The organism is Microbacterium hydrocarbonoxydans (genome assembly GCF_900105205.1).
Classification (GTDB): domain Bacteria; phylum Actinomycetota; class Actinomycetes; order Actinomycetales; family Microbacteriaceae; genus Microbacterium; species Microbacterium hydrocarbonoxydans.
The window spans coordinates 2,127,440-2,149,550 of sequence record NZ_FNSQ01000005.1 but is presented as its reverse complement, the minus strand read 5'-3'; the positions used below and the strand labels follow the sequence as shown (position 1 = coordinate 2,149,550).

The 22,111-nt window shown below is 68.9% G+C and carries 15 protein-coding genes; 9 read left to right on the top strand and 6 right to left on the bottom strand.

What is annotated here, in order from left to right; genetic code table 11:
- Nucleotides 1–58: 58 nt before the first annotated feature.
- Both BLW44_RS10645 and BLW44_RS10640 read left to right on the top strand, forming a co-directional pair.
- Nucleotides 59–2,047 carry a DUF8094 domain-containing protein gene (locus BLW44_RS10645; RefSeq protein ID WP_060925886.1) on the top strand — a complete coding sequence of 663 codons (1,989 nt, stop codon included), beginning with the start codon at nucleotides 59–61 and terminating at the stop codon, nucleotides 2,045–2,047.
- A complete protein-coding gene (locus tag BLW44_RS10640; protein WP_060925887.1) occupies nucleotides 2,044–3,003 on the top strand; it encodes a tetratricopeptide repeat protein in 960 nt (319 codons plus the stop codon). Before BLW44_RS10645 ends, BLW44_RS10640 begins: the two co-directional genes overlap by 4 nt.
- Before the next feature lie 15 nt (nucleotides 3,004–3,018).
- Here BLW44_RS10640 and glgB read toward each other — a convergent pair whose 3' ends face one another.
- Genes glgB through glgX form a run of 3 tightly spaced genes read right to left on the bottom strand, consistent with a single transcriptional unit; the run spans nucleotide 3,019 to nucleotide 9,431 of the window.
- On the bottom strand, nucleotides 3,019–5,223 hold the full coding sequence (gene glgB, locus BLW44_RS10635) for a 1,4-alpha-glucan branching protein GlgB (protein WP_060925888.1): 2,205 nt from the start codon (nucleotides 5,221–5,223) through the stop codon (nucleotides 3,019–3,021).
- Complete coding sequence (locus BLW44_RS10630) at nucleotides 5,220–7,322, bottom strand: alpha-1,4-glucan--maltose-1-phosphate maltosyltransferase (protein ID WP_082724456.1); 2,103 nt, start codon at nucleotides 7,320–7,322, stop codon at nucleotides 5,220–5,222. The genes glgB and BLW44_RS10630 overlap by 4 nt, the downstream gene beginning before the upstream one ends.
- Before the next feature lie 36 nt (nucleotides 7,323–7,358).
- Complete coding sequence (gene glgX / locus BLW44_RS10625) at nucleotides 7,359–9,431, bottom strand: glycogen debranching protein GlgX (protein WP_060925889.1); 2,073 nt, start codon at nucleotides 9,429–9,431, stop codon at nucleotides 7,359–7,361.
- A gap of 94 nt (nucleotides 9,432–9,525) precedes the next feature.
- Here glgX and BLW44_RS10620 point away from each other — a divergent pair, with 94 nt between their 5' ends.
- The 4 genes from BLW44_RS10620 to BLW44_RS10605 are packed head-to-tail and all read left to right on the top strand — an operon-like array spanning nucleotide 9,526 to nucleotide 14,625.
- Entirely contained in the window at nucleotides 9,526–10,701 is a 1,176-nt protein-coding gene (locus BLW44_RS10620) for a cysteine desulfurase family protein (RefSeq protein ID WP_060925890.1), read from the top strand.
- A 9-nt stretch (nucleotides 10,702–10,710) separates the two neighbouring features.
- Complete coding sequence (gene mnmA, locus BLW44_RS10615; protein ID WP_074731760.1) at nucleotides 10,711–11,808, top strand: tRNA 2-thiouridine(34) synthase MnmA; 1,098 nt, start codon at nucleotides 10,711–10,713, stop codon at nucleotides 11,806–11,808.
- Between the two features lie 43 nt (nucleotides 11,809–11,851).
- A complete protein-coding gene (gene ligA, locus BLW44_RS10610; RefSeq protein WP_060925892.1) occupies nucleotides 11,852–14,167 on the top strand; it encodes an NAD-dependent DNA ligase LigA in 2,316 nt (771 codons plus the stop codon).
- Nucleotides 14,164–14,625 carry a hypothetical protein gene (locus BLW44_RS10605; RefSeq protein WP_060925893.1) on the top strand — a complete coding sequence of 154 codons (462 nt, stop codon included), beginning with the start codon at nucleotides 14,164–14,166 and terminating at the stop codon, nucleotides 14,623–14,625. The genes ligA and BLW44_RS10605 overlap by 4 nt, the downstream gene beginning before the upstream one ends.
- A gap of 21 nt (nucleotides 14,626–14,646) precedes the next feature.
- Here BLW44_RS10605 and BLW44_RS10600 read toward each other — a convergent pair whose 3' ends face one another.
- Genes BLW44_RS10600 through BLW44_RS10590 form a run of 3 tightly spaced genes read right to left on the bottom strand, consistent with a single transcriptional unit; the run spans nucleotide 14,647 to nucleotide 18,701 of the window.
- Nucleotides 14,647–15,054 (bottom strand): GNAT family N-acetyltransferase, encoded by a 408-nt coding sequence (locus BLW44_RS10600; protein ID WP_167347448.1) that lies wholly within the window; start codon nucleotides 15,052–15,054, stop codon nucleotides 14,647–14,649.
- Nucleotides 15,055–15,108: 54 nt separating this feature from the next.
- A complete protein-coding gene (locus tag BLW44_RS10595) occupies nucleotides 15,109–16,953 on the bottom strand; it encodes a DEAD/DEAH box helicase (protein WP_245647345.1) in 1,845 nt (614 codons plus the stop codon).
- 47 nt (nucleotides 16,954–17,000) lie between these two features.
- Entirely contained in the window at nucleotides 17,001–18,701 is a 1,701-nt protein-coding gene (locus BLW44_RS10590) for a long-chain-fatty-acid--CoA ligase (RefSeq protein ID WP_060925896.1), read from the bottom strand.
- Nucleotides 18,702–18,768: 67 nt separating this feature from the next.
- Between BLW44_RS10590 and gatC the strand changes: the two genes are divergently transcribed.
- From gatC to gatB, 3 genes are read left to right on the top strand one after another with little or no spacing between them, the layout of a single operon-like run.
- Entirely contained in the window at nucleotides 18,769–19,068 is a 300-nt protein-coding gene (gatC, locus tag BLW44_RS10585; RefSeq protein WP_042536743.1) for an Asp-tRNA(Asn)/Glu-tRNA(Gln) amidotransferase subunit GatC, read from the top strand.
- The gene (gene gatA / locus BLW44_RS10580; RefSeq protein ID WP_060925897.1) at nucleotides 19,065–20,582 is read left to right on the top strand and encodes an Asp-tRNA(Asn)/Glu-tRNA(Gln) amidotransferase subunit GatA; all 1,518 of its coding nucleotides are present in this window, start codon (nucleotides 19,065–19,067) and stop codon (nucleotides 20,580–20,582) included. Before gatC ends, gatA begins: the two co-directional genes overlap by 4 nt.
- On the top strand, nucleotides 20,582–22,096 hold the full coding sequence (gene gatB / locus BLW44_RS10575) for an Asp-tRNA(Asn)/Glu-tRNA(Gln) amidotransferase subunit GatB (protein ID WP_060925898.1): 1,515 nt from the start codon (nucleotides 20,582–20,584) through the stop codon (nucleotides 22,094–22,096). Before gatA ends, gatB begins: the two co-directional genes overlap by 1 nt.
- The last annotated feature ends 15 nt before the right edge of the window (nucleotides 22,097–22,111 follow it).

The window sequence follows — 22,111 nt, the reverse complement described above, 5'->3', positions numbered from 1 at the left end:
CTGAAATGTCGAGTGTTCCGATCCTGGCGAGCGTCCGGATCGTGTGAGGAGACTATTCGTGCGTTTCGTATGGGCCGTCGTGGCCTTCGTGCTGGCTGCGGGACTGATCGCTGCGGGCATCGCCCAGCGGACGGTCTTCATGGGCCCTTCCACTCAGAAGGTGTCGGTGTCTGTGGACGAACCGGCACCCTACGTGCTGCTGGACGGCGACGTCCTCCGCGAGCATCCTGGAGAGCAGACGCTGATGGTGCGCGGGGATGGCGACATCTTCGCCGCCTACGGCCGCACCGCCGATATGGAGGCGTGGCTCTCCGACGCCTCGTACAACCATGTGTCGATGGGCGACAGCGGCAAGCTCGACGTCGAGCTGGTCGAACCGGACGCGGAAGGCGACGCAGAAGAGGGCGGCGAGGATCCTGCTGCCACTCCCTCCCCGACCGAGACTCCTGCCGCTGGTGACGCGGCGGCAGTACCGGGCCGCAGCCCCGTGGGCTCCGACCTCTGGCTGTTCTCGTACACCGACACCGATGCACTGATCGCCGACATGCAGCTGCCCGAGGGCATGAGCCTGATCATCGCCCACGACGGCACGGCGGATGCGCCGGACGACATCGTCGTGTCGTGGCCGCTCGACAACTCGACGCCCCTCGCGGGGCCCCTCATGGCGGCGGGCGCTGCGGTGCTCGTCGTCGGCCTGGTCCTCTACTTCCTCGGCATCCGGCACCAGCGCCGAGGCCGCGGCCCGCGCCGCAAGGGGCCGGGGCCGATGCCGGCGACCGAGCCGATCGATGTCGCTCAGCTGCCTCCGGCGGAGCGATCGGCGATCGAATCGGAGCAGACGGATGAGACGCCCGCTCGCGACGATGGCGCCGAGACCGGAGCGACCGAGGGAGACGGCGCACAGCCTGGCGAACCCACCGACCCCGTCGATGGCGCCGCCACCGACGACAGGAGGTCTGAGATGCGCACGCAGCGACCGGCTCGTCGACGTCGGATGCTCGCCTTCCCCGCGCTCGCGTTGACGGCGCTCCTGGCCAGCGGATGCTCGGCCGACTCGTGGCCGCAGTTCACGGCATCGAGCCCGACGCCCTCGCCCAGCGCGACGGTGATCGCTCCGGAGAACCAGAAGCCCCCGGCAGTGACCGAGGCACAGGCGAAGCGCATCCTGCAGAAGGTGTCGGCGACGATCGCCGATGCGGATGAGGCGATGGACATCGACCTCGCCGGCACTCGCCTGGACGGCCCCGCCCTCACGGCCCGCAAGACCGAGTACGCGCTGCGGACCGCGCTCCCCGACACCGCCGTTCCGGCCGCGATCCCGACCGACGACGTCGAGGTCGTGCTGCCAGAGGCATCCGACCGGTGGCCGCGCACCGTCCTCCTGCTGTCCAAGAGCGCGGGCGACGAGACGGTTCCGCCCGTGGTGCTGACGATGACGCAGCAGGACCCCTGGTCCAACTACAAGGTCACGAACATCGCGGAGATGTCCGCAGACGCGGTCTTCCCCGAGGTGGCCGCAGCCTGGCTCGGCACCTCTCTCGTGCCGGAGGACTCCGCCTTCCTCAGCATCGCGCCGGGCGACCTCGCCGGGATGTTCTCCGACGTCGTCGATGCGGGGGAGAAGAGCCCGTCTTACGGCATGTTCGATGACCTGAGCCTGAACCTCGCGCAGTCGATCCGCGACAGCCGGCAGGCCGTGGTGAAGAATCTGGCCGACAACGGGGCCGCGAAGACCTCGAAGACCGCGTTCGACATCGTCCCTGCCGACGAGCCGCCGGTCTCGCTGACGACGCTCGACAGCGGCGCCATCGTCGCCCTCTCGCTCGTCGACACCGAGACGGTGACGCCGACGACCAAGGACGCCGTCATCCGGTTCGGCGACAACGCCCAGGCGAAGGCGCTCACCGGTGTGACCGAGTCGGCCAAGGGCGTGACGACCAAGTACGAATTCCAGCTGTTCTTCTCCGTCCCCGCTCAGGGGTCCACCGAGCAGATCCGCCTCCTGGCCGTGCGTCAGGACCTTCTCTCCGTCGAGGTGATCAAGTGACCGATATCTCTCCCGCCGCTCTGCGCGGCGCCGTCGACCTGTCCAGCCTGCGCAACCGCCCGGTCGCGCCCGCCGCGGGTGCGCCGAGCGCTTCCGGAGCACCGTCGAACTCTCCGAGCGGCGGCATCGTCGATGTCGTCGTCGATGCGACGGACGAGACGTTCGGCCAGATCCTGGAGATCTCCCGCACTGTGCCGGTGGTCGTGGATCTCTGGGCCGAGTGGTGCGGACCCTGCAAGCAGCTGAGCCCGATCATCGAGAAGGTGACGCGGGAACTCGGCGGCAAGGTACTTCTCGCCAAGGTCGACGTCGATGCGAACCCGCAGCTCGCGCAGGGATTCAGGGCGCAGTCGATCCCCATGGTGGTCGCACTGATCGCCGGGCAGCCCGTACCGATGTTCACCGGTGCCGTGCCGGAGCAGCAGGTCCGCGAGGTCTTCGCGCAGCTGCTCCAGCTCGCGGCGCAGAACGGCGTCACCGGATCGCTCGACCTCGGCGCGCCCGCGGAGGCCGGTGCACCCGATGCGCCCGAGGAGCCGCCGCTGCCGCCCCTGCACGCCGAGGCGTTCGCCGCGATCGAGATCGGCGACTACGCCGCAGCGGTCACGGCCTACGAGAAGGCTCTCGCGGAGAACCCGCGCGACGAGGACGCGATCGCCGGCCTCGGCCAGGTGCGCCTGCTCGACCGGGTGCAGAAGCTCGACCTGCAGACGGCTCGGGCGGCCGCAGCAGCGGGCCCGCTCGATGTCCAGGCACAGTTCGACGTCGCCGACCTGGATCTCGCTGGAGGCCATGTCGACGACGCCTTCGGCCGACTTCTCGACCTCTTCGCTCAGCTGCCCGCCGCGGAGCGCACTCCCGTGCGCGAGCGCCTCGTCGAGCTGTTCGGGCTCATCGGCGCTGCGGACCCGAGGGTCATCTCCGCGCGCAACCGACTCTCTTCGCTGCTCTTCTGACCGGCGTCCCGACGCTCACCCGTGGGTGATCGTCGGGACGTGCGGCTCGCCCTCGAAGCGCAGCCAGATGGTCGACAGCGCGGGGAGCGTCATGGTCGCGGTCGCCGTTCCGCCGTCCTCGGCGTGAGCGACGACCACACCCAGGTTGCCCGAACCACGTCCGCCGTACTCCGCGGCATCCGTGTTGAGGATCTCCTGCCAGGTGCCGACGCCCGGAAGCGCCAGCCGATAGCCGCTGCGTTCCACGCCGGCGAAGTTGCTGATGACGACCAGGCGACCGCCGTGCGCATCGCGGCGCTCGAAGGCGATGACGTTCGGGTCCCAGCTCGGGGCGCCCAGTCGCGAGAAGGACGATCCGTCGCTGTCGCGCTCCCAGAGCGGAGCCTGGGCACGGTAGGTGCGGTTCAGCTCGCCCACGAAGCTCTGCAGCTGGGCGTGCGAGGGCTGATCGAGCAGCCACCAGTCGAGCTCTCGGGACTCTGACCATTCGGCGAGCTGACCGAACTCCTGTCCCATGAAGAGCAGCTTCTTACCGGGATGCCCCCACATGTACCCGAGGTACGCGCGCACGTTCGCGAGCTTGTGCCAGTGATCGCCGGGCATCTTCGACACGAGACTGCCCTTGCCGTGCACGACCTCGTCGTGACTGATGGGGAGCAGGTAGTTCTCCCCGAAGGCGTAGACGAACGAGAAGGTCATCTCACCCTCGTGGTGCGCGCGGTACATCGGGTCGCGTTCGATGTACTGGAGCGAGTCGTTCATCCAGCCCATGTTCCACTTGAACCCGAAGCCGAGCCCTGCATGATCGGTGGGGGCGGTGACACCGGGGAAGCTGGTCGACTCCTCGGCGATCATCAGCACGCCGGGATGCAGACGGTAGGCCGTCGCGTTGACCTCCTGCAGGAAGCGGATCGCCTCGAGGTTCTCCCTCCCGCCGTGGATGTTCGGCTCCCATTCGCCCTCACGGCGCGAGTAGTCGAGGTACAGCATCGAGGCGACCGCGTCCACACGCAGTCCGTCGACGTGGAACTCGCTCAGCCAGAACAGGGCGTTCGCGACGAGGAACCCACGGACCTCGGGGCGGCCGTAGTCGAAGATCAGCGTGCCCCAGTCCTGGTGCTCGCCTCTGCGGGGATCAGGATGCTCGTAGAGCGGCTGTCCGTCGAACCGTGCCAACGCGAATGCGTCCTTGGGGAAGTGCCCGGGCACCCAGTCCATGATGACGCCGATGCCCGCCTGGTGCAGCCGGTCGATCAGGTAGCGGAGGTCGTCCGGGCTGCCGAAACGGCTCGTCGCGGCGTAGTAGCCGCTGACCTGGTAGCCCCAAGAGCCCCCGAACGGATGCTCGGCGAGCGGCATGAACTCGACGTGCGTGAAGCCGGACTCGGTCACATGGGCGATGAGCGGTTCCGCCGCGTCGCGGTATCCGAGGCCTCCGCGCCACGACCCCAGGTGCACCTCGTACACCGACAGCGGCTGGGCCACTGCGTGGGTTGCCGCGCGTCGCGTCATCCAGGCTCCGTCCGACCACGCATAGGAGGAGCGGGTCACGACGGATGCGGTCTCGGGAGGCAGCTGCGCTGCCTGCGCCATGGGATCCGCCTTGAAGATCCACGAGCCCTCGCGGGTGCGGATCTGGTACTTGTAGGTCGAGCCGATCGCGAGGTCGGGGATGAAGAGCTCCCAGATCCCGCTCACGCCCATCGACCGCATCGCATGCGCCTCGCCGTTCCACCCGTTGTGGTCGCCCACCACGCGGACAGCGCTGGCGTTCGGCGCCCAGACGGCGAAGGCGACTCCCGCGTCGCCCTGCAGGAAGCGGGGGTGCGCACCCAGGACACGCCACAGCTGCTCGTGGCGACCCTCCGCGATCAGGTGCAGGTCGAGGTCCCCGAGCGTCGGCTGGTGACGGTAGGGGTCGCCGATGACGGTCTCCTCGTCATCGCCGTAGGCGGTCGCGAGTCGGTAGGGCACCGCAGGACCGTCATGCTGGGCCTCCCAGATGCCGTGCGCGACGTGGTGCAGCTCGAGTCTCGTCCCGTCGCCGAAGACAGCGGCCACGGAAGCGGCGAGCGGGCGCCTCGCCCTGATGACGGTGACCGTGCGATCGGTCGCATCCGCGTGCGAGTGCGCCCCCAGCACCGAATGGGGGTCGTGGTGCGACCCCGCGGCGACGGCAGCCCACTCGGACGAGGTCTTCGCATCTTCCACGTAGCTCATGATCGCTTCCTCACGTTCAGGATGTGCACCGGCTCGGCGAAGGCGTCGAGGCGCACGTAGTTGTGGTCGGACCAGGTCCAGACGGCTCCGGTGAGGAGGTCCTCCACCTCGAACTCCTCGCCGAGCGGGATGCCGAACACTGTGGTGTCGAGATGCACGGTGGTCTCACGCACGGAGTGCGGATCGACGTTGGCCACCACGAGGATCGTGTCCGCGGACCCCGTGCCGGTGAACGCGGCATCCAGGTGCTTCGAGTACACCAGGACCGCGTCGTCGTCGCTCCAGTGCACGGACAGGTTGCGCAACTGACCGAGGGCCGGATGCGCGCGCCGGATGCCGTTGAGTCGACGCAGCAGCGGAGCCAGCGAGTCGCCGGCCGCCTCGGCGCCCTCCCAGTCGCGGAGCTTGTACTCGTACTTCTCGTTGTCGATGTTCTCTTCAGAACCAGGACGGGCGACGTTCTCGAACAGCTCGTACCCCGCGTAGACGCCGTACACGGGAGCGGCGGTGGCTCCGATGCAGGCCCGGATCCGGTACGCCGCGCGGCCGCCGAACTGCAGATACTCCGTGAGGATGTCGTGCGTGTTCACGAAGAGGTTCGGCCGCATGTAGTCGCTGGTCTCGTGCGACACGCTCGTGAGGAACTCCTCCAGCTCCGCCTTGGTATTCCGCCAGGTGAAGTAGCTGTAGCTCTGCTGGAACCCGACCGCTGCCAGCGCCCGCATCACGGCGGGGCGGGTGAACGCCTCGGCGAGGAAGATGACGTCGGGGTCGGCCGCGTTCACGGTGGCGATGAGCCACTCCCAGAACTGCAGCGGCTTGGTGTGCGGATTGTCGACGCGGAAGATCTTGACGCCCTCGCGCACCCAGTGCTGCACGATGCGCAGCATCTCCTGGTAGATGCCCTCCGGGTCGTTGTCGAAGTTCAGCGGATAGATGTCCTGGTACTTCTTCGGCGGGTTCTCGGCGTACGCGATGGTCCCGTCGGGCAGCGTCGTGAACCACTCAGGATGTTCGGCGACCCAGGGGTGGTCCGGTGACGCCTGCAGGGCGAGGTCCAGGGCGACCTCGAGGCCTTCGCTGCGGGCCGCCCGGATGAAGGCGCGGAAGTCGGCCGCTTTCCCGAGCTCCGGGTGGATCGCGTCATGGCCGCCCTCGGCGGCACCGATCGCGTACGGAGACCCGGGGTCGGCGGGCTCGGCCGTGAGGGTGTTGTTGCGGCCCTTGCGGTTCGTCGTGCCGATCGGGTGGATCGGCACGAGGTAGATCACGTCGAACCCCATGGCGGCGACCGCCGGCAGACGCTTCGCCGCTGTGCGGAAGGTGCCGCTCCTGATCGTGCCGTCCTTGAGCCGCCTCGCGCCCTCGGAGCGGGGGAAGAACTCGTACCAGGCGCCGACGCCTGCGGCCGTGCGCTCCACCCGCAGCGGGTGGGTGCCGGACACGGAGCGGAGCGAGGTCAGCGGACGCTCGGCGAAGATCGTGGCGAGCTCCGGGTCCGTCGACAGGGCGGTCGTCGTGGCGGCGTCGCCGTCGCGCAGGGACTCTGCGGCGGCGGCGAGCCGACGGCGCTGGGGGAGCGGTCGGTCCTTCTCAGCCGCTGCGCGCACCAGCAGCTCCGCCCCGAGCGCTGCCATGACCGGCACATCGACGCCGGCCGCCACCTTCACCTCGGCGGCATGCGCCCAGGTCGCGAAATCGTCGGAGAAGGCCTCGAAGCGGAACGACCACTCGCCTTGCAGGTCGATCGCGAGCTCGGTGCGCCAGCGATCCGTACCGTCCAGGAGAGGTGTCAGACGGTGCAGCGACTCTTCGCCGCCGGGCGATGTCAGCCGAAGCTGCACTCCGATGAGGTCGTGGCCCTCGCGGAACGCGACGACGCTGAACGGCACGACCTCGCCCACGAACGCCTTCGGGGGAAAGCCCCCCGGTGCCTGCGGTGTGGCGTTCAGCAGCGGTATGCGCGTCGCCCGCAGGTCATCACCGTCCGACACGGCACCGAGGGGGCGCAGTGGGATCTGGGCGGGGCTCCGGAGAGCCTTCGGACGGGTACTGCTCGTGCGTGCGGCCACTCCCCGAATGTACCGTGAGCGCGGCATGGCGGGTAGCGCGCGGCGGCTGCGGCGCGCCGCCTCTCACTCCACCCGGAAGAGGCGCATCGAGGTGCCGGGGATCGGCAGGATGTCGCCTGGGGCGAACACCTCCCCGCCGTCGCCTGGTCGTTCGTCGGCACTCGACCAGAGAGAGACGAACCGGGTCGCGTCCTCGATCTCGTCCGGCAGCCGCACGTCGATCGGCGACTCCGTGCCGTGCACGATGAGCAGGATGCGGTTGGCCGCCTCACGGTCGGGAGTGGAAGCCGCGACGTACTGCAGCGTGCGGTTGCCGGGGTCAGCCCATTGCTCGCTCTCCATCGTCTCGCCGTTCTGGTCGAACCAGTCCATGACCGAGGCGTTGGGGATGTGCTCGCCGAGCCTCGCGTACCGGCTCGGCCGCAGCGCGGGGTTCTCGGAACGCAGGCGGATCAGCCGGGTGACGTGGGCGCGGAGATCGTCCTGCCACGGCTCGTTCTCCCAGCCGAGCCAGGTCATCGCCGAGTCCTGCGCGTAGGCGTTGTTGTTGCCGCGCTGGGTGCGACCGACCTCGTCCCCTGCCGTCATCATCGGGATGCCCGCCGAGAGCAGCAGAGTGCCGAGCAGGTTGCGCATCGCCTTGCGTCGGGCGGAGAGGATCGCGGGATCGTCGGTCGGGCCCTCCACGCCGTGGTTGAAGGCGCGGTTCATGTCGGCGCCGTCGCGGTTCTGCTCGCCGTTGGCCTCGTTGTGCTTGACGTCGTAGGAGACGAGGTCGTGCAGCGTGAATCCGTCGTGCGCCGTGACGAAGTTGATGCTCGCGAGCGGTCCCCGCTCGTCCGCGAAGGTGTTCGACGAGCCGGCCAGACGGGTCGCGAACCCGCCGATGCCGACCGGGGCGGAGGCGCGACGGGCATAGTCGATGTCGCTCAGCCAGAAGTTGCGGACGCGATCGCGGTAGCGGTCGTTCCACTCATGCCAGCCGTGCGGGAAGTTGCCGGTCTGCCAGCCGCCGAGTCCGACGTCCCACGGCTCGGCGATCAGCTTGGTCTCGCTCAGGACCGGATCGTTCGAGATCGCGGTCAGCAGCGGGTGCTCCGGCGTATAGGTGTGAGAGCCGTCGCGGGCGATGGCGGTCGCGAGATCGAAGCGGAAGCCGTCGATCTGCATCTCCTGCGCCCAATAGCGCAGCGAGTCGAGCACGAGCCGCGCACCGGCATCCGTCGAGGTGTCCAGCGTGTTGCCGCAGCCGGTCGTGTCGATGTATGCGCCCGATGCGTCCTGGCGGTAGTAGCTGGCGTTGTCGATGCCGCGCAGGCTCGACCGTGGGCCGCCGAGCCCTTCCTCCGACGTGTGGTTGTAGACGACGTCGAGGATCACCTCGAGACCCGCCTCGTGCAGGAGCCGGACCATGCCCTTGAACTCCGCGAGAACGGCCTCCGGTCCGCCCTTGCGGGCCTCCTCCGTGGCGTACGCGGTGTGCGGCGTGAAGAAGTTGAGCGTGTTGTAGCCCCAGTAGTTCGTGAGACCGCGCTCGAGAAGCCGGGGCTCAGGGACGAACGCGTGTACGGGCAGGAGCTCGATGGACGTGATGCCGAGCGAGTGGAAGTACTCGATCATGGCGGGGTGCGCGAGGCCCGCGTAGGTGCCGTGCAGTGCAGGAGGCACATCGGGCTGGCGTTTGGTGAGGCCCTTGAGGTGCCCCTCGTAGATCACGGTCCGGTCGAGAGGGATGCGCGGCTTGGCCGAATCGCCCCAGTCGAAGCCGTCGACGATCACGACCGCTCGCCATTCCTCGTAGCCGTCGCCCTGCGCGAGGCCGCGGGCGTACGGGTCGAGGAGCAGGGTCTGCGGGTTGAACGTGTTGCCGGGGCCGTGAGGGCCGCCGACGCGGATCGCGTAGCGGGTGCCGGGCTGCAGGAGAGGTGTCGTCACCTCCCAGACGCCTCCGGGAAGGCGCTCGAGGTCGGCTTGGTCGATGACCCAGTCGAGGTCGGTGGCATCGAAGACGACCAGCTCGATCGACGAGGCGTTCTGCGACCAGACGCGGAGTGTTCCGACGCCGTCGTGCAGGCGGACGCCGAGGTTGTCGAGTGCAGTACCGCCGGGCACGGTGATGTCTCGGATCGCGGGCATGAGTACACAATAGGGGGCTGCGCCCTGGTCTCAGGACACGTCGCACTCAGTTCCATGTGCGCCCGACACGCGCGAAATGGGGGAGAGTGGAAGGATGCAGCACTATCTCGATCACGCCGCCACGACGCCGCTGCGTCCAGAGGCCCGCGAGGCGTGGCTGACGGCGAGCGAGATCGTCGGGAACGCGTCGTCGACGCACGGCGCGGGTCAGGACGCCCGACGCCTGCTCGAGGAATCGCGCGAGCGCGCAGCGGCGGTCCTCGGATGCGATCCGATCGAGGTCGTCTTCACGTCCGGAGGCACGGAGTCCATCAACCTGGCGCTCCAGGGCCTGTGGAGCGCGCGCCCGCAGGGAACTGACGCGATCGTGATGCCGGATGCCGAGCACCACGCGACCATGGACACCGTCGCCGCGCTCATCGAGGCAGGGGCCGTCCTTCGTGCAGTGCCTGTCGCGCGTACCGCGGCGATCGACGTCGACGCCTTCGCTGCCAGCCTGCCCGGCGCGGCGCTGGCCACCGCGCTCGTCGCCAACAACGAAGCGGGAACCGTCAACGATGCGGCATCGCTGGCCCGAGTCGCAGCAGGAGCCCGAGTACCTCTTCACCTCGATGCGGTGTCTGCGCTCGGACATCTGCCGCTGTCGTTCCGCGCTCTGCGCGGTGAGGCTGCTACCGGTTCGGGACTCGTGGCGCTCAGCGTCGCCGGCCACAAGATCGGCGCCCCGGTCGGTATCGGGGCTCTCGTGACCGCCCGCACCGCTCGCCTCACCGGAATCCTGCGGGGAGGGGCGCAGCAGCGCGGCCTCCGTGCCGGCACCCAGGACGTCGCGGGTGCCGCCGCGTTCGCCACGGCTCTCGAGCTGGCGGAGGCGGAGCGTGCGACGGAGTCGTCGCGACTCGTGACGATGCGAGATCGTCTCGTCGACGGCATCCTGTCGCGGGTGCCGGCGGCCGAACTGCTCGGCGATCGCGCGAACAGGCTCCCTGGCAACGCGCATCTTCTGTTTCCGGACGCCGTGGGGGAGAGCCTGCTGTTCCTCCTCGACATGGCGGGGATCGCCGCGTCCACCGGCTCGGCGTGTCAGGCGGGTGTCGCCGAGCCATCCCACGTCGTGATGGCGATGGGACGCAGCGAGCAGGACGCCCGCAGCGTGCTGCGCTTCTCGCTCGGTCGTACATCCACCGATGCCGACGTCGATGCGGTCCTCGACGCGATCGCCGAGGCGTACGTCCGTGCATCCGGCTCCGGCTCAGCCTCGCGCTCGTAGACTGGAGCAATGAGAATCCTTGCGGCCATGAGCGGTGGAGTGGACTCCGCCGTCGCCGCCGCTCGCGCGGTCGACGCCGGCCACGACGTCGTCGGCGTGCACCTCGCTCTGTCCCGTGCCGGCGGGACGCTGCGCACCGGAAGCCGCGGCTGCTGCACGATCGAGGATGCGCTCGACGCGCGTCGCGCGGCCGACCTCCTCGGCATCCCCTTCTACGTGTGGGACTTCTCGGAGCGGTTCCGTGAAGACGTGATCGCAGACTTCGTCTCGGAGTACCAGGCAGGTCGCACCCCGAATCCGTGCATGCGCTGCAACGAGAAGATCAAGTTCGCGGCGCTCCTCGAGCGTGCGATCGAGCTGGGCTTCGATGCCGTCTGCACGGGGCACTACGCGACGCTCGTGCCGACCGACGCAGGGCTCGAGCTGCACCGCGCCGCCGACAACGCGAAAGACCAGTCCTACGTTCTCGGAGTCCTCACCGCCGAGCAGCTCGCCCACACCTACTTCCCGCTCGGCACCACGCCCTCGAAGGCCGTGGTGCGGGCAGAGGCTGCGGAGCGCGGGCTGACCGTCGCACAGAAGCCGGACAGTCACGACATCTGCTTCATCCCCGACGGCGACACGCGCGGTTGGCTCGCCGAGAAGGTGGGCACCGCCACCGGTGAGATCGTCGATCGCGAGGGAGCCGTCGTCGGATCGCACGAGGGAGCTCATGCGTTCACCGTCGGGCAGCGCCGCGGCCTCAAGCTGGGGGTACCGGCGGCAGACGGCAAGCCGCGGTTCGTCCTCGAGGTCCGCCCGGTGACCAACACGGTCGTCGTCGGTCCGAAGGAGGCGCTCGCGACGCGCGAGATCTCGGGCGCACGGTTCAGCTGGGCCGGTGCCGCGCCGATCGACGCCGAGTTCGAGTGCGAGGTGCAGATCCGCGCCCACTCCGAGCCTGAACGCGCGACGGCGTACGTGGAGCCCGACGGCGTCCGGGTGGTGCCGGAGCGGCCGCTCGACGGTGTCGCGCCCGGACAGACGGCCGTGCTCTACGTGGGGACACGGGTCCTCGGTCAGTTCACGATCGACCGCACGGTGTCCGCCGTGCCCGTCGACGCGTAGGGCGCTCCCACGCGATGTCGGCGCCCGCTCGTAGACTGGCGGGGTGCCGGAGAACATCTCGCTGGAAGACGCCCGTGTCGAGGCAGAAGAACTGACGACTCGCATCCTCGAGGCGAAGGACGCCTATTACGGACGCGACACGTCTCTCGTCGACGACTTCACGTACGACGGGTGGATGCACCGCCTCGAAGAGCTGGAGCGCCTGCATCCCGAGCTGCAGGGCCAGGATTCACCGACGCAGATGGTGGGAGCGGCTGAGGCCACGGGCCTCGCGACGATCGAGCACGCCGAGCGGATGCTGAGCCTCGACAACGTCTTCTCCCTCGAAGAGCTCACGGAGTGGGCGGCGAAGACGCGGGCGTCCGCGGGGCGCGACGTGGACTGGCTCACTGAGCTGAAGATCGACGGCCTCGCAATCAACCTGCGCTATGAGAACGGCCGGCTGACCTCCGCGGCGACACGGGGTGACGGCCGGGTCGGCGAGATCGTCACCGAGAATGCGCTGCGGCTGCCCGAGATCCCGCTCCAGCTCGACGGCACGGGCCACCCGCCGATCGTCGAGGTCCGCGGTGAGGTGTTCATCCCGGTCGCCGCCTTCGAACGCCTCAATGCCGCGCAGGCCGAGTTCCGCGAGCGGGCGTACGCCGACGCGCTCGACCGGTGGGAGAAGAGGGGCGGGGTCAAGAAGCCCTTCGAGGAGGAGAAGGCGCGATCCGCCGCGGCTCGACGGTTCCCCTCGTTCGCCAACCCGCGCAACGCCGCGAGTGGGGGCCTGCGACAGCAGATCGAGAAGAAGAACGGGCTCGAGCTCGAAGCGGGGATGCTGCGCATCGAGTCGCTCGCGCTCTACGTGCACGGCATCGGCGCCTGGGAGAACCCGCCGGTCGCGGCGCAGAGCCAGGTGTACGAGAAGCTGGCCGAGTGGGGACTGCCGACGAGTCCGCACACGAAGGTCTGCACGAGCATCGATGAGGTCGCAGCCTTCGTCGAGTACTACGGAGAGCATCGGCACGACATCGAGCACGAGCTCGACGGCATCGTCGTGAAGGTCGACGAGCTCTCGCTGCACGACGAGCTCGGAGCGACGAGTCGTGCCCCTCGGTGGGCGATCGCGTACAAGTACCCGCCCGAAGAGGTGCAGACGAAGCTCCTCGACATCGTCGTGTCCGTCGGCCGGACGGGGCGGGCCACGCCGTTCGCGGTGATGGCACCTGCTCAGGTCGCGGGATCCGTGGTGCGCCAGGCCACTCTGCACAACAAGGACGTCGTGAAGGCGAAGGGCGTGTTGATCGGCGACACCGTGGTCCTGCGCAAGGCGGGTGACGTCATCCCTGAGGTCCTCGGGCCGGTCGTCGAGAGGCGCGACGGCACCGAGCGCGAGTTCGTGATGCCCGAGGTATGCCCCGAGTGCGGCACACCGCTGCGGCCGATGAAGGAGGGGGACATCGACCTGCGCTGCCCCAATGCGCGCTCGTGCCCTGCGCAGGTGCGCGGTCGCGTCGAGCACATCGGCTCGCGCGGTGCTCTCGACATCGAGGCGCTGGGCGAGGTGACCGCCGCCGCGCTGACCCAGCCGACCACGCCGGCCGATCCGCCGCTCGAGACCGAAGCCGGGCTGTTCGCTCTGACACTCGAGGAGATCGTGCCGATCGAGGTGGTCGTGCGCGATGCCGAGACCGGTCTGCCGAAGGAAGACGACGACGGCGTCGTCAAGACGCGCGCGCCCTTCCGGCGCAACCCCACGGCTGCCGAGAAGAAGTCCGGCCTCGAAGGACCCCAGCCGTCATCTCAGGCGCTCACGCTGCTCGCCGAACTCGAAAAGGCGAAGACCAAAGACCTCTGGCGGCTGCTCGTCTCCCTCAACATCCGCCATGTCGGGCCCGTCGCCGCTCGCGCCCTCGCCCAGTGGTTCGGGTCGCTCGATGCGATCCGCCGCGCCTCGCGCGACGAGCTGGCCGCAGTCGAGGGGGTGGGCGGCATCATCGCCGATTCTCTCCTCGCGTGGTTCGAGGTCGATTGGCATCAGGAGATCGTGAGCCGGTGGGAAGCCGCGGGCGTGCAGTGGGCGACCCCCGGGCATCCGGGGCCAGGGGCCGCTGTCGTCGAGGGCGGAGTCCTCGACGGGCTCACGGTCGTCGCTACGGGGTCGCTCGAGGGGTACACCCGCGACGGCGCGCAGGAGGCGATCATCCAGGCGGGAGGCAAGGCCGCGTCCAGCGTCTCCAAGAAGACCGACTTCGTCGCGGCAGGGCCTGGTGCGGGTTCCAAGCTCGCCAAGGCGGAGGAGCTCGGCATCCGGATCCTCGACGCTGCGCAGTTCCACATCCTCGTGACCGAGGGGCCGGACGCTCTGGGATGAAGCGCTACGGACCGTTGATCGCCGTCCCGGGTGCCCTCGCCGTCGGCGACCCCGGTCGACACCATCTGAGACTCACGCCGGACGCCGTGCTCTTCAGACAGGGCGCGGAGAACGTCGGGATCGTGGCCTGGGCGCAGGTAGAGCGGATCCTCCTCGACGTCCCCACGACGCGGTTCCGGCTTCCCGGACTGGTCAGCACGATCCTGCTCGGTGCGCTGACGTTCGTGACGGTGTCGGACATCGATGCCGACCCCGATGACGGCTCGATCTCGATCGTCATCGACGGCGAACAGCGCACATCCCCGCTGAGCCGTCATCACGTCGGGGGCTATTGGGCCCCGACGGTAGAGGGCGCCCACCGGCTGCTGCAGCACCTGATCGATCATCCTGATCAGCGCAAGCTCCTCGCCAAGCCCGAGGCGCTGGTCGACGTCGCTGCCGCACTCGCCAGGGCGTGAGCGCGCAGCCCTTCCGAGGCTCTACTTCTCTGCGATGTACTGCAGGAGCGTCGCGGATCCTCTGAACCCCAGGCGCGTATAGACGGGTACGGCTCGCTCGCTCGAGTGCACGGTGATCCTCGTCGCGCCGGAGTCCAGTGCATGTCTGCGCGCCGCATCGATGAGCGCGGAGCCGAGCCCGGCATCGCGGTGCTCCGGCATGACGAAGACGCTCTGGATGTCCGCCGAAAGCCGAGGGCCCGTACCCGGACTCGGCGTTCGGTGCACCAACGCGACCCACGCAGCCCCGACGACCGTCGCGTCGTCAGAGCGGGCGACGAACGCGAAGTGCGTCTCCCGATGCGAGTCCCACCACGCGGAGAGGTCACCCTCGAAGGCAGCCAGAGCACGATCCGTCGCCGGGTCGGCTGAGCGATCGACCCACCTCAAGCGCGCCAGATCACGGATATCCGCTGATCCGGCGCGCTCGATCCGCACGTCGGATCAGGCCTTGTGGCGCGGCTTGCGGAAAGGCTTCTCGGACCGCTCGTCGTTGCGGGAAGGGCGATCGTCACGGTCCTGACGCGGACGCTCGTACCGGTCATCCCGGGAACCGGACTCCCGAGGCCCGCCGCTGCGTCGACCAGCGGGGCCACGGTCGGGCTTGATCTCGATCAGGCGACCAGAGATGCGAGTGTCCTTGAGCTTGTCCAGCACGGAGGAGTCGAGGTTCGCGGGCAGCTCGACGACCGTGAAGTCCGGGCGGATGTTGATCGCGCCGAAGTCGTCGCGCCCGAGGCCGCCCTCGTTCGCGAGTGCACCCACGATCTGACGGGGCTCGACGCGGTGACGGCGTCCTACCTCGATGCGGTACGGCTTGTAGTCGCCCCGACCGCGACGCTCACGCGGCTCGCGGGTCTCGCGACGGTCGCGAGTGCTGCTGTTGCTCTCTCGCGGCGGACGGTTGTCGTACTCGACAGCCTTCGACAGCGGGTCGTCTGCCGGGTCGAGCAGCAGGGGAGTGTCGCCCTGGGCGACGACGGCGAGCGCGGCAGCGACATCCGCCTCGGGGACGTCGTGATTGCGCACGTAGTGGTCGATGATGTCGCGGAACTTCTCGATACGCGAGGCATCACCCAGCGCGCCCGTGATGGCGTCGTCGAAACGGGCGAGACGCGTGGTGTTCACGTCGTCCAGGCTCGGCAGCTGCATCTGCGTGGGCGCCTGACGCGTCGCCTTCTCGATCGACTTGAGCAGGTAGCGCTCGCGCGGCGTGATGAAGCTGATCGCATCTCCGGTACGGCCGGCACGGCCCGTGCGACCGATGCGGTGCACGTACGACTCGGTGTCTGTGGGGATGTCGAAGTTGATGACGTGGCTGATGCGCTCGACGTCGAGGCCACGGGCCGCGACATCGGTCGCGACGAGGATGTCGAGCTTGCTCGCCTTGAGCTGGTTCACGCTGCGTTCGCGCTGCACCTGGGGCACGTCGCCGTTGATCGCCGCGGCCGAGTATCCGCGAGCCCGCAGCTTCTCAGCCAGGGTCTCGGTCTCGTTCTTCGTGCGGACGAACACGATCATCCCGTCGAAGTTCTCGACCTCGAGGATGCGGGTGAGGGCATCGACCTTCTGCGCGTACGAGACCACGAGGTAGCGCTGCGTGATGTTCGTGCCGGTGGCGGTCTTCGACTTGATGCTGATCTCTTCGGGCTCACGCAGGTACTTCTGCGCGAGGCGGCGGATCTGCGGCGGCATCGTGGCCGAGAACAGGGCGACCTGCTTCTCCTCCGGCGTCTGGGCGAGGATCTGCTCGACGTCTTCGGCGAAGCCCATCTTCAGCATCTCGTCGGCCTCGTCGAGGACCAGGTACTGCAGCTGTGAGAGATCGAGCGTGCCCTTGGCGAGGTGGTCCATGATGCGACCGGGGGTGCCCACGATCACGTGGACGCCGCGACGCAGCGCTGACAGCTGCACGCCGTAGCCCTGTCCGCCGTAGACGGGGAGAACGTGCACGCCCTTCATCTTCGAGGCGTACGACTCGAACGCCTCACAGACCTGCAGAGCGAGCTCGCGGGTCGGCGCGAGCACGAGGGCCTGCGGCGTCTTCTGCGAGACGTCGAGGCGCTCGAGGACGGGAAGAGCGAAGGCCGCGGTCTTTCCCGTGCCGGTCTGAGCCATGCCGACGACGTCCCGACCCGACAGGAGCGTCGGGATGGTGGCGGCCTGGATGGGGGAGGGGGTCTCGTAGCCGAGGTCCTTGATGGCCTTGAGGACGGGGCCGGTGATACCGAGCTCCTCGAATCCGGGGGTCTCGGGGGCGTCGGTGGGCACAGCGTCTTCAGGAGTCACCGACCAAGGGTAGCGCGTCGCGGGTCGCCCCGCCTGTGAGGGCGCCCTCAGGCGCCGGTGGTCAGAGCCAGCAGTCTGTCCTTCACCTGCCGCCTCAGCACCTTCCCGATCAGCGACTTGGGCAGCTCGTCGACGACGAAGATGCGTCGCGGGACCTTGTAGGGGGTCAGGATGCTGCGCGCGTACTCACGGATCGCCTCCACGTCGACGTCGGCGTCGCCGTCCACCACGATGGCGGCCACGACCTCTTCACCGGAGTGATCGCTCGGCAGGCCGACCACGGCGGCATCCGAGACCTGAGGATGCTGACGCAGCGCGCTCTCGACCTCGGTCGGTGCGACGTTGAAACCGCCCGTTATGATGAGCTCCTTGATGCGATCGACGATCCGGATGAAGCCGGCGTCGTCGACGGTCACGATGTCTCCGGTGCGGAACCACCCGTCCACGAAGACCGCCTCGGTCTCCTCCGGTTTCCCGTAGTACCCGCCGAAGACCTGTGGTCCGCGCACCAGCAGCTCGCCGGCAGAGCCCTCGGTGACGTCGACGGTCGGGTTCTCCGGGTCGACCACACGGCATTCGGTCCCGGGCAAGGGGAGGCCGACCGTGCCCGGGACCCGATTGTCGGCGACCGGATTGGCCATCAGCACGGGGGAGCACTCGCTCAGTCCGTAGCCCTCGACGAGGAAGCCGTGGGTCGCCGCCTCGAACGGCACGACCAGCTCGTGCGGCAGAGCCATCGCCCCGGAGATCGCCACCTCGATCCCTTCGAGCGACACGCCCTTCGCGTTCGCCGCTGCGAGGAGCCGATCGGCGATCGGCGGCACAAGGGGCAAGAACGTCGCGGGGTGCTTCTTCATCACGTCCAGGACGAGATCCGGATCGAACTTCGGGAAGAGCACGAGCCGGGCGCCCATCGACATCGCGAAGGTGAGGCAGAGCGTGAGGCCGTACGCATGGAACATCGGCAGCACCGCGTAGACCACGCAGCCCTTGCCGCGCTGGATCGAGGGCACCCACGCCTGGGCCTGAGCGGCGTTGGCGAGCAGATTGCGATGCGTGAGCGCGGCGCCCTTGGGAGTGCCCGTGGTGCCGGAGGTGTACTGGATGATCGCGAGGTCATCGGTGCCGGGGCTCGGGTGCGTCGTCGGGAGCGGAGCGCTCTGCACGAGCGACTCCCAGGTGATGGTGCCCCGGACTCGTTCCGTGAGCGCAGCCCGCGACTCGCGCGCCTTGGCCACCGGCAGACGCAGGGCCACCCTGGTCAGGAAGGGCATCGCGCGGGTGACATCGACCGAGACGAGTGTCGTCACGGCCAGGTCGGCGGGGAACTCTTGCACGGTGGCGACGACCTTGTTCCAGACGATCGCGTGCTTCGCGCCGTGGTCCTCGAACTGCTTGCGGAGCTCCCGCGGCGTGTACAGCGGGTTGTGCTCGACGACGACCGCCCCGAGCCGGAGCACGGCGTAGAAGGCGACGATGTGCTGCGGGCAGTTCGGCAGCACGATCGCCACGGGATCGCCCGGTCGGACGCCCTGTGCGCGCAGACCTGCGGCGGCACGGTCGATGGCCTCCTGCAGCTGCGCGTAGGTCGTCTCGCGACCGAAGAACTGCAGGGCGGGGGCATCCGGGTAGTCGCGCGCCGAGGCGGCGACGATGTCGATCAGTGATCCGGAGACGGGAGCGAGGTCCTGCGGCACGCCGTCGGCGTAGCTGGAGACCCACGGGCGAGGAGGCTGATACGAGCTCACCCGCCCAGCATAGGGCGGGGCGGTTCAGGCTGCGGGACGGAACGGGCACGGCAACTAGACTGGGGGCGTGTCTGAAATCACCCCTGATCTTGTGCGCCATCTCGGCGTGCTCGCGCGCATCCAGCTCAACGACGACGAGGTGACGAGGCTCACGGGCCAGCTCGACGCCATCGTCGACAACATCGCGAAGGTGTCTGAGGTCGCAAGTCCCGACGTCGCCGCGACGAGTCATCCGATCCCGCTGAGCAACGTCTACCGTCCCGATGTCGTGGGCGAGACGCTCACCCACGAGCAGGTGCTCCAGAACGCGCCGGACCAGGCGGACGGCCGGTTCCGCGTCACCGCGATCCTGGGAGAAGAGCAGTGAGCGACATCATCCGCATGACCGCGGCGGAGCTCGCCGACAAGCTCGCCAGCCGCGAGATCTCGAGCGTCGAGGCCACTCGCGCCCACCTCGACCGCATCGCCGCCGTCGACGGCGACGTGCACGCGTTCCTGCACGTGAACGAAGGCGCGCTCGATGCTGCGGCAGCCGTCGACGCACAGCGCGGGGCGGGGGAGCAGCTCGGCCCGATCGCCGGGGTGCCTCTCGCCATCAAGGACGTGCTGGTCACCACCGACCAGCCCACCACGAGCGGATCACGGATCCTCGAGGGGTACCGGTCGCCGTACGACGCCACGGTCGTCGCGCGATCCCGCGCTGCGGGGCTCATCCCGCTCGGCAAGACCAACATGGACGAGTTCGCCATGGGCTCCTCCACGGAGCACTCGGCGTACGGTCCCACCCGCAACCCGTGGGACCTCGACCGCATCCCCGGCGGATCCGGCGGAGGCTCCGCTGCAGCGGTCGCCGCCTTCGAAGCGCCGCTGGCCCTCGGTTCCGACACCGGCGGATCGATCCGCCAGCCCGCGCATGTCACGGGAACGGTAGGTGTGAAGCCGACCTACGGCGGCGTCAGCCGCTATGGCGCTATCGCGCTGGCCTCGAGCCTCGACCAGGTCGGTCCGGTCACGCGCACCGTGCTCGACGCCGGACTGCTGCACGACGCGATCGGCGGCCACGATCCGAAGGACTCCACGTCGCTGCGCGACCAGTGGCCCTCGTTCGCCGACGCCGCGCGAGAGGGCGCCCGCGGTGAGGTGCTCAAGGGGCTCAAGGTCGGAGTGATCCGCGAGCTCCCGGACAGCGGCTTCCAGCAGGGCGTCGCGGAGTCGTTCCGCAGTGCGCTCGCGCTCATGGAGGCGCAGGGTGCGGAGATCGTCGAGATCGGCGCCCCGCACTTCGAGTACGGCGTGGCTGCGTACTACCTGATCCTTCCTGCCGAGGCATCCAGCAACCTGGCGAAGTTCGACTCGGTGCGCTTCGGCCTCCGCGTCACGCCGGACGGCAACCCCACGGTCGAGGACGTCATGTCCGCGACGCGGGATGCCGGCTTCGGCGACGAGGTGAAGCGCCGCATCATCCTCGGCACGTACGCCCTGTCCGCCGGATACTACGACGCGTATTACGGCAGCGCGCAGAAGGTGCGCACCCTCATCCAGCAGGACTTCGCGAACGCCTTCGCCGACGTCGACGTCATCGCGACACCCTCGGCGCCGACGACCGCATTCAAGATCGGCGAGAAGATCGACGACCCGCTGCAGATGTACCTCAACGACATCACCACCATCCCGGTGAACCTCGCCGGCGTGCCCGGCATCTCGATCCCCAGCGGTCTGGCCGCGGAGGACGGGCTGCCTGTCGGCATCCAGTTCATCGCACCGGCACGGGAGGACGCGCGGCTCTACAAGGTCGGGGCGGCCGTCGAGACGCTGCTGGTCGATTCGTGGGGAGCGCCGCTCCTCACGCGTGCACCCCAGCTCGTGGGAGGGACCCGCTGATGGCCACCGCCAAGCTCATGGACTTCGACAAGGCGCTGGAGCTGTTCGAGCCCGTACTCGGGTTCGAGGTGCACGTCGAGCTCAACACCCACACGAAGATGTTCTCCGACGCGCCCAACCCGGCGCACGAGCTGTATCACGCAGCGGAGCCGAACACGTTGATCGCACCTGTGGACCTCGGACTGCCGGGTTCCCTGCCGGTGGTCAACGAGACCGCGATCCGCTCGTCGATCAGCCTCGGCCTCGCGCTCGGCTGCTCGATCGCCCCGTCGAGTCGCTTCGCGCGGAAGAACTACTTCTACCCGGACCTCGGCAAGAACTACCAGATCTCCCAGTACGACGAGCCGATCGCCTTCGAGGGCTCGGTCGAGGTCGAACTGGAAGACGGCACCATCGTGCAGATCCCGATCGAGCGGGCGCACATGGAGGAGGATGCGGGCAAGCTCACTCACATGGGCGGCGCGACCGGACGCATCCAGGGCGCGGAGTACTCGCTCGTCGACTACAACCGTGCGGGCGTCCCGCTCGTCGAGATCGTGACGAAGACGATCTTCGGGACCGAGCACCGGGCACCCGAGGTGGCCAAGGCGTACGTCGCGACCATCCGTGACATCGTGCGCAGCCTCGGGATCTCGGAGGCACGTCTCGAGCGCGGAAACCTCCGCTGCGACGCGAACGTCTCCCTCCGCCCTCGCGGCCAGGAGAAGCTCGGCACGCGCACCGAGACGAAGAACGTCAACTCGATGCGCTCCGTCGAGCGCGCGGTGCGGTACGAGATCCAGCGTCAGGCGCAGATCCTCGCCGACGGCGGCACCATCACGCAGGAGACCCGGCACTGGCACGAGGACACCGGCACGACCTCGCCGGGGCGTCCGAAGTCGGATGCCGATGACTACCGCTACTTCCCCGAGCCCGACCTGCTCCCGGTGGAGCCAGCGGCCGAGCTGATCGAGGAGCTGCGGGCGCAGCTTCCGGAGCAGCCCGTCGCTCGCCGTCGTCGGCTGATGACGGAGTGGGGATTCACCGACCTCGAGTTCCAGGACGTGCGCAACGGAGGCCTCCTCGACGTCGTCGAGGCGACCATCGTCGCCGGAGCCACGCCCGCGACCGCGCGCAAGTGGTGGACGGGTGAGATCACCCGCCTGGCGAACGCGCAGGAGAAGGATGCCACCGAGCTGGTGTCGCCCGAGAACGTCGCCGCGGTGCAGAAGCTCGTCGACGCCGGCACGCTGACCGACAAGCTCGCCCGACAGGTGCTCGAGGGGGTCATCGCCGGAGAGGGCACGCCTCAGGAGGTCGTGGACAGCCGCGGACTGGCCGTCGTCTCCGACGACGGCGCGCTGATCGCCGCCATCGACGACGCTCTCGCCGCACAGCCCGACGTGCTCGCGAAGATCAAGGACGGCAAGGTCCAGGCCGCCGGTGCCGTGATCGGCGCCGTGATGAAGGCCATGAAGGGTCAGGCGGACGCCGCTCGCGTCCGGGAGCTCGTGCTGGAGCGCGCTGCGCAGTGACAGCGTCCCCCTGGC